13 protein-coding genes are annotated in these 13,985 nt (G+C 68.3%); 3 read left to right on the top strand and 10 right to left on the bottom strand.

Features of this window, described 5'->3' with window-relative positions:
- Nucleotides 1-98: 98 nt before the first annotated feature.
- The 6 genes from IPG50_07440 to IPG50_07415 all read right to left on the bottom strand — a co-directional run bounded on the left by IPG50_07440 (nucleotide 99) and on the right by IPG50_07415 (nucleotide 7,375).
- A complete protein-coding gene (locus tag IPG50_07440; GenBank protein ID MBK6692025.1) occupies nucleotides 99-683 on the bottom strand; it encodes a hypothetical protein in 585 nt (194 codons plus the stop codon).
- Nucleotides 674-1,606: a metallophosphoesterase gene (locus tag IPG50_07435; protein ID MBK6692024.1), complete on the bottom strand. Its 933-nt coding sequence runs from the start codon at nucleotides 1,604-1,606 to the stop codon at nucleotides 674-676. Before IPG50_07435 ends, IPG50_07440 begins: the two co-directional genes overlap by 10 nt.
- 27 nt (nucleotides 1,607-1,633) lie before the next feature.
- Nucleotides 1,634-2,194 carry a Uma2 family endonuclease gene (locus IPG50_07430; GenBank protein MBK6692023.1) on the bottom strand — a complete coding sequence of 187 codons (561 nt, stop codon included), beginning with the start codon at nucleotides 2,192-2,194 and terminating at the stop codon, nucleotides 1,634-1,636.
- 49 nt (nucleotides 2,195-2,243) lie between these two features.
- Complete coding sequence (locus tag IPG50_07425; protein MBK6692022.1) at nucleotides 2,244-2,765, bottom strand: TrmH family RNA methyltransferase; 522 nt, start codon at nucleotides 2,763-2,765, stop codon at nucleotides 2,244-2,246.
- 49 nt (nucleotides 2,766-2,814) lie between these two features.
- Entirely contained in the window at nucleotides 2,815-6,090 is a 3,276-nt protein-coding gene (locus IPG50_07420; protein ID MBK6692021.1) for a PAAR domain-containing protein, read from the bottom strand.
- A gap of 1,012 nt (nucleotides 6,091-7,102) precedes the next feature.
- Entirely contained in the window at nucleotides 7,103-7,375 is a 273-nt protein-coding gene (locus IPG50_07415) for a hypothetical protein (protein MBK6692020.1), read from the bottom strand.
- Nucleotides 7,376-7,681: 306 nt separating this feature from the next.
- Between IPG50_07415 and IPG50_07410 the strand changes: the two genes are divergently transcribed.
- Together IPG50_07410 and IPG50_07405 are read left to right on the top strand one after the other, a co-directional pair.
- Nucleotides 7,682-8,110 (top strand): hypothetical protein, encoded by a 429-nt coding sequence (locus IPG50_07410; GenBank protein MBK6692019.1) that lies wholly within the window; start codon nucleotides 7,682-7,684, stop codon nucleotides 8,108-8,110.
- Between the two features lie 381 nt (nucleotides 8,111-8,491).
- The gene (locus tag IPG50_07405) at nucleotides 8,492-11,464 is read left to right on the top strand and encodes a hypothetical protein (GenBank protein MBK6692018.1); all 2,973 of its coding nucleotides are present in this window, start codon (nucleotides 8,492-8,494) and stop codon (nucleotides 11,462-11,464) included.
- Between the two features lie 209 nt (nucleotides 11,465-11,673).
- Here the strand turns inward: IPG50_07405 and IPG50_07400 are convergent, their stop codons facing one another.
- Together IPG50_07400 and IPG50_07395 are read right to left on the bottom strand one after the other, a co-directional pair.
- Nucleotides 11,674-11,925, bottom strand: coding sequence for a hypothetical protein (locus IPG50_07400; GenBank protein MBK6692017.1), 252 nt, complete (start codon nucleotides 11,923-11,925; stop codon nucleotides 11,674-11,676).
- Nucleotides 11,922-12,119, bottom strand: coding sequence for a hypothetical protein (locus tag IPG50_07395; protein ID MBK6692016.1), 198 nt, complete (start codon nucleotides 12,117-12,119; stop codon nucleotides 11,922-11,924). The genes IPG50_07400 and IPG50_07395 overlap by 4 nt, the downstream gene beginning before the upstream one ends.
- An 81-nt stretch (nucleotides 12,120-12,200) precedes the next feature.
- On the opposite strand from IPG50_07395, the gene IPG50_07390 reads away from it, so the two are divergent.
- Nucleotides 12,201-12,491 carry a HigA family addiction module antidote protein gene (locus tag IPG50_07390; protein MBK6692015.1) on the top strand — a complete coding sequence of 97 codons (291 nt, stop codon included), beginning with the start codon at nucleotides 12,201-12,203 and terminating at the stop codon, nucleotides 12,489-12,491.
- 254 nt (nucleotides 12,492-12,745) lie between these two features.
- On the opposite strand, the gene IPG50_07385 is transcribed toward IPG50_07390, so the two are convergent.
- Nucleotides 12,746-13,249: a hypothetical protein gene (locus IPG50_07385; protein ID MBK6692014.1), complete on the bottom strand. Its 504-nt coding sequence runs from the start codon at nucleotides 13,247-13,249 to the stop codon at nucleotides 12,746-12,748.
- Nucleotides 13,246-13,965 (bottom strand): hypothetical protein, encoded by a 720-nt coding sequence (locus IPG50_07380; GenBank protein ID MBK6692013.1) that lies wholly within the window; start codon nucleotides 13,963-13,965, stop codon nucleotides 13,246-13,248. The genes IPG50_07385 and IPG50_07380 overlap by 4 nt, the downstream gene beginning before the upstream one ends.
- Between the last annotated feature and the right edge of the window lie 20 nt (nucleotides 13,966-13,985).

The following is a 13,985-nucleotide window of genomic DNA, read 5'->3' as shown; positions in this document are numbered from 1 at the left end:
AGGGTACGACGGCTGCCACTGCAATACTATGCTGTCACTGTACCCTCGCTCCCGAAAACGCCCTCACGTTGCGGCCGGGCAGGTGCGCGTTGCCATCGTCATTGCTCGAAACCGAAGAGCGCGTATGTCGTTGCCACGGGCGCGGCGACGCGTGCGGGGACGAAGAACGCGGTCGCGTCGGCGCCAGCGTGAAAGCGACCGAAGCGAACGAGGCACGCCAAGGAGGGGCCCACAAGAAAGAGCGGGCGTACGTCGCGCTCTCTCTCGGTGCCGACTTGGGTGCTGCCCGCGATCAGAATCCCTCCCGCCACGAGCGACGGACGGAGGACAAGCGCGCGCGCGAGTGACCAGTCGTAGCCGGCGCCCGCGAGACCCAAGAACGACGCATACCGCGCGTGGAACGTGGCGCCGGGGCCCACCGCTGCCTTCGCGCTGCCGAGGTGAGCGAGCGCGCCGAGCTCGAAGTGAAACCGCGACGGCAGCGTCATACCAACGGCTAGGCCGGTGCCGGCGCCGAGGAACGGTTGGCCTGTTGTGAAGGTGGCGCCGTATCCGATGCGCGAATCGAACGTGAAGGCGACGCGCCTCGCCTGCGGCGCGATCTCGTCCGCGAGCGCCGCGCGAGGCGTCGCGAGCAAGACCGCAAGCGTGCCGACCAGGGTGAGTCGCCCCTTCAGTGACAAGCGAAGCTCCCTTCGTCGATGACGCGACCCTCGACAGCCACGAAGGAGTAGTCCGCGGCGTCAGGCCGAAGCACGAGCCGCAGGACGCCAAAGCTCTCGTTGTCGCGTCGCTCGCTCCCCGCCACCGTGTTGCCAAAGGGGACGAGGTACCGTCCTCCGGTTCCAACAACGAAGGAGCGAACGCCGCGCGCGTCGTCGATGGTGCCGTCGGGCGTCATGGGCGCGAGTCGCTCGTAGAGGTGCGCGTGACCGCCCAGCGCCACGTCGACGCCGCCTTCGTAGAGGACCGACCAAAGGTCCTGCACGAAAGGGTGGTTGCCGTAGCGACTCGAGGTGAAGCGCGGGTGATGCATCATCGCCAACGTGCAGCGATTCGGGTGGGCGCGCAGATCGTCACGAAGCCACTTCGCTTGGGGCGAGTCAGCGCCGCAGCCTCCGAACTCGTCGCTCGTGCCTTCGGGCAGATCGATGTCGGGCCCGCAGTTGCTGTTCAAGACGACGACGTGCCAGGTGCCGATGTCGAAGCTCGTGTAGCCGCGAAAGGGTGGCCCCGCCGCGCCGCAGAAGTAGGCGTAGAACGGCCCCGCGTGCGCCGCGTGGTAGTCGTGGTTGCCGACGGCGGGGCGCGTGATCGACCGAAAGCGGCCCCACGACGGGCCGTAGCAATCGAGGAAGTCGTCGAGCGAGCCGTTTGGATACACAGTGTCGCCGAGCGTGAGCACAGCGTCCGGCGCGATGCGCTCCACGAGCGCGGCGGTCTCGTCTTGGTGGCCCGCGGGGCAATCGGCGATGTCACCGGCGGCGACGACGACGGCCGCGGAGGGATCGCGCGGCGGGACCGTGAGCGCCGACGATGGATCGCAAGGAGGCAAGGGGCGCGTCTCGACGCAGGTGAGCGTCGCCGCGGCGAGAGCGAATGACATCAGCGAGAAGGCGCGAGCACGCACGACCTAACGCGCCCAGAGAAACTCGAGCTCGAGTTCAAAGGTGTCGAAGGGCTCGGCCTGTACGCGAGCTGCGTCTCGGTACGCACCGAGCCGCACGTAGTGCGGACCCTCGAGGCGGAAGATCTCCAGCGTCAGTGCGGCGGGATCGACATGCCAAACGTGCGTCACGCCTTCTCGCGCGTCGATGGTCATCTTGTCGGTGCGGTCGACCTTGGCCGTGCTCGGCGAAAGCACCTCGCACACCCAATCGGGGGCGAGCTCGAAGTGGGGAGTGTCGGGCATCTCGGGCATGCGCGTGCGTCGCCAAGCGGCAAGATCCGGGACCAAGACGTCGGCGGCGAGATGAAGCTCAGGCGCCTCGAGAATCATCCACCCGCCGGGACCGCCACGACCGAAGCGAAACCGTGGGGCCAGCTCGGCGTGGAGCGCGCCCGTCGCGCTCGCGTGAATCGAGCGCGGACGCGGGTGTGACCACAAGGTGCCCAGCAAGATCTCCCCCACATGATGCGGAGGGATCGAGAGGAGATCCTCGTAGGTTGCGGTCTTCCGAGCGGCCTCACCCATCGGGAAAGCCTAGCAGCGCACCACTGGGCCGGTCGAGGCGCGGACGCACTTAGCGCGGCCGTGCCGCGCGGGCGTGGCGCTCGGCCCACGCGTTCATGACGATGCCCGAGGCCACGGCGAGCGGTAGCGACTGGTTTACGCCGTAGATGGGAATGCCGATGACGTCGTCGCACGCGTCGCAGGTCTCGCGCGTGAGGCCGAAGCGTTCGCTGCCGAAGAGGAAGACGACGTCCTTCGGAAACTCGGTGACGTCGTAGAGGCTTCGCCGCGCGAAGTCCTTCTCGATGGCCCACACGGGCCGACCGGCCACGTGTGCGCGGAGCGCGGCTTCGTCGGTGAGCGTGTGGATCGTCTCGTACTTCTCCATGCCCATGGAGGCCTTCTCGTAGAAGGGCTCGTCGCCGAGGAGCAGGACTTCCCGCGCGAGAAAGTTGTGCGCCACGCGAATGACGGCGCCGACGGCGAAGGCGTTGCCTGCAGTATGCAATGCCACGGAGAATTCGTGACGAAGCGGAGCGAGGAGCTCGCGCACGCGCTCCGGGGGCTCGCCGAGGGGAGGGGAGAGGGGCATTGGGGCCCGAATGGTACGCGAGAGCGACGAGGGGAGTGCACGCGGAGGCTCACGGTCCGCCAAGGGGCAGCACAAGATCAACGGGGTTCGGTACGAACGTTCGCCACCGACCTTGGACGGCGCCGCTCGTGTATGGGATGCCGTCGACCTGGGGAATCGCCGCAAGGCCCGTCGGAACAGTCGTTTGGATTCCAGCCGGCGCGTAGCCTCCACCTGGCATGCCTGCCACGACGTGGCTCATGGCGACCACCGGGCGTCCCAGCTCGTTCGCGAGTTGTTGAGCCGCGTTGGGGCCAGCGGTTGTGAGCTTGCCCGCTTCGCAGGCCACCAGGAGAACCGGGCCGCTGCCGCCCTGCATCCGAACGGCGTCGGCCACCTCGGTCACCGTTCTGGGCGTATAGGCGCCAGGAACTCCTGGCACCTCGCCGGCGAAACCGGTCGGGGTGCCGTGCACCCATAACTCAGTCCAGCCATCAGGGAGCCGATACGCGCCTGCGCCGTCGCGCGCATCGGGACCCAAGGTTCTCGCGGGGCCCGCCACGCTCAGATCGATGGCTCGCCGTGGGTGTGCCTCCGGCGTCCAACCGTCCGCGCGAGCGCGGCGCTCGGCCTGCTCCTCTGCGTGTTGAAGGCTTGCACGCTGGAGCCACAAACGGCGTAGCTGCGCTCGTCCCTCGCGTGTGGTCGCGACGCTCGGGTCAATCGGGCGGCCCTGCCTGGCGAAGTCGTACAGCTCGTTCGCGCTCGGGAGCGATCGCGGTGGCGTGGTACGGAAGCCTTTTGCTGCCGCTGCCACGGTGGCTGCGGCAGCCGGTGGCGGGGCGGCGCAGGTGGTGCACGCGGACCTTTGTCCGCCGCCGGTCTCGGGCGCGCCATCGGCGGGTCGCGGCGCGAACAAGTCCTCGGCGGCGCGGCGGGCCGGGCTCACCCCGACCCGGTTACCGTCGAGATCTGTCCGCGCGTGACGCTCGCGCGGCAGGCTGTCGACATCGTAACCGCGCTCTTCGAGAACCTTGACCCGCGTGTTCCCGTCCCAGACCTTGCCCGCATCGTCGACCTTCAGCGAGTCCGGTCGGCCCGGCTTGAGCGATTCGACGATGTCGCGGGTGGGCTGGTTCTGCCAGTAGGCGTAGCTCTGAGATGACGTCGTCGTGTCGTCGGCGTGGAGGCGATCGAGCGGTGGCTCGCCGGTGGCGCCTGCGCTTTCGGCGCGCTCTCTGGGCCCTACCTCCCGCCACTCAATCGGTTGGCGTCTAGCCGAGAAGTCGAAGGCTTGGTCGCCACGGGGCCGTTGCCCCGCGGGGTCTAGCGCCACTCGTCGCGGTGGCTGCAGGTCGCGGATTCCATCGCGAAGCTGGCTAGGGGAGCCGCCATTCGGAAGGGCAGCGATACCGTCTCGGAGCTGACCGGGTGTGAAGGGCTGAGACGCCTCATGCCCCGTGCCGCCGATCGTGCGACCCGGAATGTCAGCCTTGTAGTTCCAATCGACGCTGCCGTCTGGATTCCGTCGAGGGTACTGCTCCTCGACACGCGGAACCGCATTGCGATGGGTGTGGCCATCCGGCGTGCCAATAATGGAGGACTTCTGGTTGGGATTGCGGTCTTGGATGTACCCGACGTCACCGCTCATCGGATCTTTCCCGACGCCAGATAGGTGCTTCGCACCGCTCGGATGGTTGTGAAAGATGAGCCGGTCTGCGGAACCAACGGGAGCCACGATCGACTCATCGCCTCGAACTACGTAAAGCTGCCCAGTCTCCTTGCTGCGGAAGACCCCGTACTCCACCGGCTTCTTTGCAAGATAGGCAAGCAGGCCATTCTTATTGGTGCCGCGAGGCAGCGCGGTGTGGTCACCACGCTTCGCAAGTCCATCGATTTTCTCTTGGAGTGCGGGGCTGAGCGTTCTCGCCGCCTCCGGCGAGTTGGTCGACCTTCGGCTCTTCGCGCAAGTGGAGCACCCTGGGTCCGAGATCGTCGCGTCCCCAGGCGTGGTTCGCTGCTCCCTCGCCAGACGCATGTCGGCGAGGCGCAAGCGCGTCCATTCTTGGCGCTCCGCGAACGTCATCGGTTCGTCGCGCTTCACCTTTCCGTCGAGCGTCTCGTAGCGCTCGCTTCGTGGCTTCGCGGAGCCCGTGGCACCAGCACCTTCACCTTCGCCGGTACCTTCGCCGGCGCGCGGTCGAGCCTCCGCCGCCCTCTCCCGTGCGCGCGCCACACTTCCCCTTAGCGAAAGCGCGGCGTCCTCGAGCGGCGCCTGAGGGCGCGGTTCACCGGCGCCCGGTTCCGCGTCGCGCTGAGCCGGCAACGTTGGACCTGTGTCGCGTGCCTCCGCGGCCCGCGGCTCTCCCGTCGCGCGCCGCCCGCGCAGATCACGAATGAACGACCGCTTCGGGCCTGACTCCGTGGCGACGCCGGTCGTGAGGTACTTCGCCCCGAATGCAACCTCAGCCTTGCTCGGCACGAACAGCGCCGAGACCGGCGCCTTCCGCCCAACCACGGCACCGGCCTTCATCGGATTGAAGAAGCTCACCGATGAGCCGCCGACGAAGCCGAGGATGTTCTCCCATCGGCCTTCCGTTCTCTCTCCTTGCGAGTCGAGCCACTTCCCGGCTTGTGCACCCAGCTCGGTGGCCTTCTCGCCGAGTAGCAGACCCGCGCCGAGGACGGCTCCGCCTCCCGCGAGCGCGAGAACGCTGCCGCCCAACAGGAAGGGGCCCACCACCGCTGCCACGCCCAGGCCTAGCGCTACCTTGCCCAAGAGGGCGCCGACCTCGTCAGCGGCGGCGATGATGCTGCTCCCGTAGGCACCGCCGGCAGACGTGGACTCGCCGCCGATGAATGTGCGCTGTGCACAGCGCTCAAGCATGAGGCCGCCGCATCCACCCTTCTCGCCTTCGCGCGCGGCGGGTTTGCCGTTGATGAAGACGGTGGATGACCCCGACTCGATGAGAGCGTTGGAGCCGTGATCGAGCTCATCGATCTGCGCGCGTGCGGCGCGGCGGTGCTCGATGAAGACCGGATTTCCGTCTCCCTTGGCTCCGGAGCCAGTGGTGATCTTCCCGCACGAGCCCCCCTTGAAGGTCTGGCCGGCCTTGCCTCCCGCGGAGACGCCGCCTGCGATGGCAGCGAAGAAGCCGACGCCCGCGGCTGCCAAGCCAAAACCCGCGCCCACGACGATGGGCAGAGCAGCGCCGCCCGAGAGGACGATAGCGCCGATCGCCGCTCCCGCGAGTGCGACGCCGACGAGGCCGATCCCTAGTCCGAGGAGTCCCCCGAGCACCATGCCGAGCCCCGCGCGGCTGTGCGCGCCCGTGGGGTCGCCCATTCGGGCGGCGCGCCTCAGCGTGTCGGCGAGGCGGGTATCTGCGACGATTGCGGGCTGGGGCCGGGTAGCGACGGCCGCCACTGTGCTTGCCTGCGTTCCAACGAAGCGAAGGGGCGGAGGGACGAGTTGAACAGGTGTGCCTGTCATGACGCCGACGTCGCACGCGATGTGCCGCGGGTGGGTCGGCTCGGCGGCGACCTGTCGCGACTCGTAAGGGGTGCTCGCGGTGCAGCCAACGGCGCGAAATGTCCCGCCTGCCGCGCTCCGCGGAGAAATCTCCATGAGGGTCGCAACGGTCGCGCATGTCGCGCGTCGACGACTTGCCGCGCCGAGTGTCGACATTCGTCGACACGGGGCGTACCCGGTGAGCACGATGTGCCCGTCCAAGCATTTCGTACGATTGGGTTTCGGGCTCTGGCCCCGGGTAAGGCAGCGCGCACGGTCGGTAAGCGGGCGCGGGGCCGCGATAACGCACCGCGGAGCTCTGGTAAGCGTGGCGGGAGGCGCGCGGGACCAGGCGCGCGCTCACGTGGACGAGCGCGGGACCTTCACGCGTCGGCTTTGGGCTTCGTACGCCGTTGCCGACGGTTGGTCGGTCGACCTTTCGCTGGGTTACGGGCGTATCGAGGTTGGGAGTTCGTCTCACGAGACGCGCGTCTCAGACGCTTCGTCGCTGCGCTGCCACTGGAAGCCCAAAAGGCGGCCTCCTTCGGTCACTTGCCGGCGACCTTCAGCACGAAGCTGGGCCCGGGCGTCTCTCGAGTGGTTTACGAGACCTGCGAGCTCGCTCATGAGACGTTCCGCCGGCCCAATACGTCGGGGCCCCGCGCACGAAGTCACGCAAACGGGTTGGGGGGCGCGCCGGCGCCTTGGCGGGCTTGTTTGAGGCGGTTGACACGACGGGGACCGTCGTCCGCGGCGTCGGGGCAGTGCCCACCTGTCTTCCGTCTCGGTGCTCTGGCCTCGATCGGCTTTGCGTCGCATCGCGATGCGGAGGGCGATGCGATCGCGTCTAGAGACGACGGCGCGGACGATCCGCCCACTCGGTGTACCAAGCGTCGAGCGCCGCGCCGGCTTGCTGATTGCGTTCGAGCACAGACACGTCAGCGAGAGCTTGAGGTCGACCGGCGGCGCGCTTGTTGACGATGAGGTCCGCGAGGCTGATCACCGAGCAGCGAACGGCATCGCCGAACGACGCTTGAATGCGTTGCGGCCACGCTTCCGAGAAGGAGATGCCTTCGATCTGCGTGAGGATATCGATGCGTCGCTCACCGAAGCGGCGCACCACGCGAGAGCAATCCGGCTAGCGGGCGCAAGGCCCGCTCTGCCCCGGCTGCGCAACGGCGGCGCTCTGCTAGACTGTTTCACGTGTCCTCGCCTGCCGATCGAGCCGCAGCCAATCGAGCTGACCAGAGGCGCGCAACCTGGACGGGTGGCGTGGCTCACTCGTTCGAGGAGGCCGACGAAATGGACCTGGCCTTTTGGGCAGCGGCCACGCCACGCGAGCGCATCCAAGGCGTGACCCAACTCATCGAAGAGATGCGTAGCATGGCCGGCGAAAGTGGACCTGCCCCGCGACTTCAAAGAGCTGTTGGAGGAGTTCGACCGAGACGCGGTTGAGTGGCTCCTGGTGGGCGGTTACGCCGTAGCGTTTCACGGCCGTCCACGCGCGACGAATGACATCGACCTCGTCCTCGAGGGCAGCCCCGTGAACCTAGCGCGCGCGGCGACAGCGCTGGCGCGGTTCGGTGCGCCGGCGAACGTTGTCGCCGCTGCTGCGGTCATGAAGGAGTCCGACGTTGTCTTTCTCGGGCAACCGCCGCTGCGGATCGACCTGCTGCGGACGATCGACGGTGTCGACTCGAAGGCGCTGTTTGCGGACGCGGTGGTCACGGAGCTCGACGGCTTGCGACTCCGCGTCATCTCGTTCGACCACCTTGTCGCCAACAAGCGGGCTGCGGGCCGACCCCAAGATCTGCTCGACGCGGAGTTTTTGGAGAAGCTTCGCGCGCGGCGGTGAGCGATCAAAGGCGTGACACGCCCGAGCTCGTCATCGAAGTGATCTGGGGCGTCGCCGGAGCCACGGCCTTCTTGAACAAGCGCTCCGACGCAGCCTGATCCGCCGCTTCGACGCTGCGATCGTTGGCGCCCGGTACACAAGCTCAGACGCGAGGCCACACGAAAGTCTCCACCGCGAGCGCGGCTTGGTGCGCGCACCCGAGCGGGGCGCCCAACCGAACGCGTACTCGCGTGCAGTATGCAAATCCAGACGCGAACTCGCTCGCACCTTATCCCCCCAATCGCGCCTGCCCGCGTCCTCCACGCTTGAGCGCCGGCGCTTCGTCGTGTCCGCTCAGCGTCGTCGCGCGTCGCACGACTGCCCCGTCCACCCGGAGCCCGCATGCCCCTTCTTCGTGCCACCAGCCTCCTCTTGGGCGTCGCGCTCGCCCTCGGCGTTTCGGGGTGCGACCAGCTTCGCGAGCTCGCGCACAAGAACGACAAGAAGAAGGACTCTCCGCCTGCGACGGTGGTGGTGCCGGCCGATGCGACGAAGGCGCTGCCCTTTTCGCCGCGCGCGCGGCGTCAGGCCATCGCCGCCGCGTATCGGCTCCGCGTCGACCGGCGCTTCGTGATGGCCGCGGCGGAGATCGCGCGCCTCTTGGGCGCGCCGCCACCCGGGCCGGAGGTGTGGACCGGGCTCGCCGACCTGCCCGATTATCCGGAGCTCGCACAGAAGCTCATGGCCTTCGCGCGCACCATGCCGCTCGCGACCCTTGGCCTCGACGCGTCGCCGGCGCCTTCGCGCGCCGACGCTCGGCCCCTCTACGACGACGCGGCGCACAGGGCGCTCGCGCAAGCGCAAGCGGCGTGGGGCCGCGGCGAAAAGTCGCGCGCAAACCTCGCGAGCACGGCGCATGCGCTCGCGTCGCTCGCGTTTCAAGTCGACGACCGAGTGGGCGTCGCCGACGGGCTCTTCGCACAAGCCATCGCACTGCACGTCGTCGCCGACATCGCCAGCGCGGGCATCGGCGACACCGATCGGATGCTCGTCGCGGCTGCGCTCGGGTACACGAAGGCCGCTGCCGGGTACGCCGCCGCGCTCCCCAAGGGCGACGGCTTCGGCGCGTTCCTCGCCATCGACGACGTTTCGCTGCGCCAAGCGGCGCGCGGCGCCGACGCCATCACACGACTCCTCTGGCTACGCCGCGTGGGCGAAGCGCGCGGCGCCGAGACGCCGGCCGGCCTGGCGCGCCTCGCCTTTCCTGGCGCCGACATCCTGCGGCTTCCTCCGCTCGGGGCGCGCCTCGACGGCGCGGGGCTCGAGGACGGGCAGCTCATGGAGCTCGGGCCGCTCGTCGCCTTGGCGCACCTCGGAGAAGCGGTCGGCGCAGGCGCAGCGCAGGCCGCGCTCAGACCTCTCGTCGATCTCGCGCGCGATCCCGCTCTCCCCGGCGTTCGCGCCGCAGCCGCCCTCGCCGCAGCGCGCAAGGCAATCGGCGTAAAGCCCGGCGAAGAGCTCGCGAAGTTCGATGCCCTCGCCGCGAAGCTCGTGGCCCCCGGGCCCCTCGTGCCCGTCGGCGCCATCGACGCGTATTACCGCGCCCACTTCTTCAGCCGCATCGACGACGTGCTCGGACGCGAGCTCGATCTGCGGAGCGACGAGAAGGAAGCCCGGGCGCGCTTCGACGCGCTCAAGCCGGGCTCCGCACCGAGCTCGCGCGATCTGCGCGATTGGTTAAGTCTGCGCGTGCACGTCCTGGAAAAGGGGCTCGGTGGCCCCGTGGTGCAAGGCGCGGCAGCGTTCCCAGCGCTGGGTCAACCGGCGCGCGCGAAGATCTTCGCGGAGATTTCGAGCCGCGCCGATTGGGGCAGCGGCGATGTTCCTCGCGCCGCACGCCTCTTGGCGGCCACGCTCGACTCACGGCCGAGCCACCGACGGAGCGGCGCGACTGCCGCGTATTCGGCCATGGACCTCGCCGAGTCCGATCGGCTGCTCGCCTCGTCGCTCAGCGTCGCGCCCTTCGCCGCCCCCGAGATCGACGCTTGGAAACTGGCGCGATCGCGCGATGTCGACGAGGTACGCCGCACCATGGCCGATGCGCGCTTCTCGGCGCCGCGGCGCGCCCGGGTGCTGGCCGCGGCGCTTCGGCGCACGCCGAACGATCCGGTGCTGCTCGCGAGCGTCGAGCCGCTCGTCTCCGAGCTCCCGCGCAGCATCGGGCTCCGCACGTCGCTCGCCGAAGCGCTGCTCGCCGTGGGCAGGCCGGCGGAGGGCCGCGCGCTGCTCTTCCCGTGGATGAACGAGCACGACGATGGCTCGCTCCGCGCGGCGCGTGCGCGCCGAGTTGTCGCTGAATCGTTCCGCGCCGAAGGCGAGCTCGCCGAGGCCAAGATTGCCGCGCAAGCCGCCGCCGCCAGCGGCCAATTCGACGCGGTGCTAACGGCGGCGCGCATCGACGTCGAGACGGGCGCGCCGGCCCAGGCCGTGGAGCGAGCCAAGTGGCTCGTGTCACGCTACCCCGGCAGCAAGAGCGGCTCGGCGTTGGCCCTTATCAAGTTCCTAACAGGCGATCCGCGAGGCGCCGTCGCGGCGATGCAGGCGCACCGCGTGAGCTACGTCGACACGCGGTGGAAGATTGCGCATGAGATGGTGCCGGTGCTGGTGAAAGGGCCGGCCGCCGAGATCGATCGCACCATCGCGGCGCTGGGCACACTCTCCGATCCCATCAGCGGCATGGCGTTCGTGGCCGAGTTGCGGCGCGCGAAGCGGCCCGATCTCGCGTTTAGCCTCACGACGCTCTTCCGGCCGCCGGGATTGGTACAGCTCGAGATTCACATGGATGCCTTCGAAGCGAAGCGCGACGGAGAGGGCGAGCCGGCGGCGCTCGCGTGGCTCGACAAGGTCGTGCCGCCGCCGATGCGGCCGCCGCTCTCGATGTTCGCCTTCGGACACAACGCCCCCGCCGTGCTGTGGACCCTCGTTCCACCGGCCGCCGGCGACGACAATCACAGCGCCTTCGACTGGCTGATGCGTGCTGCGACGGTGGTGCAGCATGGCGGCAAGGAGAACCCACACTATGGCGAGGTCATCGCCTACTTCACGAGGGCAAAGCCGAGCCCCTACGCGGCCATGGGGCGCGCCTTGATGGGCCTCGGCCGCGACGAAGACGTCGAGCCGTTCATCGTCGACGAGAAGCGGGCGTGCGAGGCTGCCTTCTATATGGCGCACAAGGCCGACTACGAAGGCCGCGCCGCCGACGCGATCGCATACTACCGCGTGAGCCTCGAGGCCGGGTCAGCCCGCGACGGCGAATACCGCTGGTCGTTCAACCGCCTCGATGCGTTGCGCCGCCAGCGGGGTTTCGACGAGTGACCGAGTCGTGTCGGGCGCCGGTTCGTGCACGCTCAAAGAGGCGCCGAAGCTTCACCACTGACTACAAGCTCGAGGCCTACCGGCGTTTCGGAGTGCGCGAGGTCGGACGAGCGCGCTACGTGCGCGTGCTTCGTGGGTCGGAATGCGAGGCGAGCGATGCCAGCGAAGCTCTCCCGGGACTCGATGGGCAAGTAGGTCCCGATGCGTGCCTACGGGCGGTAGATGACGCGCTCCACGGTGAGGGTGGTCGGCGTGCGGCGAATGAGCACGTAGGTGCGGACCTGGGGGATCAAGAGGCGGAACTCGTCGGGGCCGTCTTCTACGCGCACGTGAAGCACGAAGCCGATGCCCTCTGTGGCGTGGCGGTCAACGGCGGCGTCCACCAGGGCTGCGAGCCGCCAGTCAGGGAGCGCCGCAAGGTCGCGCGCTGCTGGCGAGGTCCACTCGACTGCGCGACTCATGCGCCTTCTTGCTTGCGACGCATCTCTTGGATCAATTCCTTGATCTCGGCCGACGAGTATGTGCGCTCACCACGGGCCACGCTCTCCCGCGCCTCAGCCAACAGCCGGCGCTCCTCGTCGGTGAGCGGATCGCCAATCGGCGCATTCAAGAAGGCCGCTTCCACGGGGTCCACGGGCGTCGTCTTCGCGGTCATAGGGGAAAGGCTAGCACCGGTCGGCTCGTGGGGCTCCGGCTCGCCTTCGGTCCGCCATCTGATCACCGAGGCGAGAAGACCATGAGATTGCCGACCCATCGAGCACCCACGAGCCCCGGTGAGGTCCTCTTGGAGGAATGGCTCCAGCCGATGAAGCTGACGCAGCTCGCGCTCGCGAAGAAGATGAGCGTGGACATCCAGCTCGTGAACGGGATCGTCAACGGTCGCCGCTGCGTCACCGCCAAGACGGCGCGCCTCTTGGCGAAGGTGCTGAAGACCACACCCGAGTTTTGGCTGAACGCCCAGATGGCGGTGAACCTGTGGCACGCCCAGCAGGGGGTAGTGGACGAACGGCGCCGCAAGAGCGCGTGAGTCACCGCCTTCAGCCTTCCGTCGAGTGTTACCCGATTGGCAGCGACCAAGAAGCGCGACACGCCCGACCTCGTCATCGAAGTCCTCTGGACGAGCGGCGGCATCGACAAGCTCGAGGCCTACCGTCGCCTCGGCGTACGCGAGGTCTCTGGAAGGACGAGCGGATTCCATGCGCGTGCTGCGAGGCTCGCAGTACGTAGCGAGCGAGGCCAGCGAAGCTCTGCCGGGAGACGTTCCTGGACCACCCGACGGCGTCAGTTCCGCGCGCCGTCCAGCCAAACGAAGAACTCCGGCGAGAGTGCGCGCAGACCCGGTTCCATCGCCGCGATTAGGGTTCCGCCCAGCGCCGACCTGTACTCCTTTCGCGCCTCTTCGTCTTGGAGCCCAGCGAGCCACGCTTCGCGCGCGCGATCGGCGGCCATGAAGTACCGCTCGCGTGCTGCCTCTTGCGCGTCAACTGACGCAAAGCGCGCCACGTAGGACTCCTCAGTTTGGAGGATCGCGCCCTTGGGCACACCGAGGCCGAGTTGGGTCGCATCGCGGCGCTCAAGGGTAACCGCGGCTGATGCGCCATCAACGCTTGCCACGGCATAGGGCACGCGGACAACGCGCTCGCCGTTGGCCATAAGGACCGAGAAGACAAGCATCGACCAGCCGGCCCGCGTCGGGATCGATTCTGATAGCGCCGCCTCCATCGGGTACGCCTGCCGGAACTCGGGGTTCCTCATCACCAACGAATGCGCGACGCGACTGTTCATGGGCCCCAGATTGGCGTCTCCGTTCGAATTGCGCCACTGAGGCTGTCGAAGTACAGGTCCGCGCGGATGGGAACGGTAGAACCAAGCGCGCCACTCGTGTCGTTGACCACGACGTGAGTGACGTTGCCGGCCGCATCGCGAACGACGTCGACGGGCATGATCGCGTGGCCCCCGCCCGCACGTGGGTCGTTGTACAGTTTTTTCGCGTCGTGCGAACTCAACACGCCGTAGCCCTCATCAATCGCCTGCACTACCCCTTGCCGATGGCTAATCGGCCCCAGTGATGAAGGGTCCATCGGATCCCAGTTCACATAGCGCCCCGGCGCGGGTGGGTCGTGCGGAATATCAACCGCCGCAACCCCTGCGTCGTGAAGAATCTGCTTCGCGCCGAGGCTGCTCATGCCCTGCTCAGGCGTCCACACTCCCGCTTCTACGCCGCGCCCCATGAGGTCCGCCTCGGTGAGCCGCGTACCGGTCTGCGCTTCGATCAGCTGGCCGCAGACCATTAGGCTACATGTGCCTTGCGTCTGGTCGCCCGGGTAGAGGGCATCGGCCTTCCCATACCGCTCCGGGTGCGCGGCCTTGACGCCCTTCCACTTCTCCAGTTGCCCGACCGAAATGTGCTGCCTGTCACCTTCGGGCTTCGGCGGAGGCGGAAAGGCCGGGCGGGGGGGCGGCGGAGGCGGCGCCGCTGGGATGACCGGTGCATCGAGCATTGAGGGGACGATTGTCGGCA

It is taken from the genome of Myxococcales bacterium (assembly GCA_016703425.1).
In the GTDB taxonomy this organism is placed as follows: Bacteria; Myxococcota_A; Polyangia; order Polyangiales; family Polyangiaceae; genus JADJCA01.
This window is presented reverse-complemented; position numbering and strand designations above follow the sequence as displayed.

What these genes read in the sequence shown, in the direction of transcription:
- IPG50_07435 (MBK6692024.1), bottom strand. Translation starts at nt 1,606, where the DNA reads ATGTCATTCGCTCTCGCCGCGGCGACGCTCACCTGCGTCGAGACGCGC.
- IPG50_07430 (MBK6692023.1), bottom strand. Translation starts at nt 2,194, where the DNA reads ATGGGTGAGGCCGCTCGGAAGACCGCAACCTACGAGGATCTCCTCTCG.
- IPG50_07425 (MBK6692022.1), bottom strand. Translation starts at nt 2,765, where the DNA reads ATGCCCCTCTCCCCTCCCCTCGGCGAGCCCCCGGAGCGCGTGCGCGAG.
- IPG50_07420 (MBK6692021.1), bottom strand. Translation starts at nt 6,090, where the DNA reads ATGGGCGACCCCACGGGCGCGCACAGCCGCGCGGGGCTCGGCATGGTG.
- IPG50_07405 (MBK6692018.1), top strand. Translation starts at nt 8,492, where the DNA reads ATGCCCCTTCTTCGTGCCACCAGCCTCCTCTTGGGCGTCGCGCTCGCC.
- IPG50_07400 (MBK6692017.1), bottom strand. Translation starts at nt 11,925, where the DNA reads ATGAGTCGCGCAGTCGAGTGGACCTCGCCAGCAGCGCGCGACCTTGCG.
- IPG50_07395 (MBK6692016.1), bottom strand. Translation starts at nt 12,119, where the DNA reads ATGACCGCGAAGACGACGCCCGTGGACCCCGTGGAAGCGGCCTTCTTG.
- IPG50_07390 (MBK6692015.1), top strand. Translation starts at nt 12,201, where the DNA reads ATGAGATTGCCGACCCATCGAGCACCCACGAGCCCCGGTGAGGTCCTC.
- IPG50_07385 (MBK6692014.1), bottom strand. Translation starts at nt 13,249, where the DNA reads ATGAACAGTCGCGTCGCGCATTCGTTGGTGATGAGGAACCCCGAGTTC.
- IPG50_07380 (MBK6692013.1), bottom strand. Translation starts at nt 13,965, where the DNA reads ATGCTCGATGCACCGGTCATCCCAGCGGCGCCGCCTCCGCCGCCCCCC.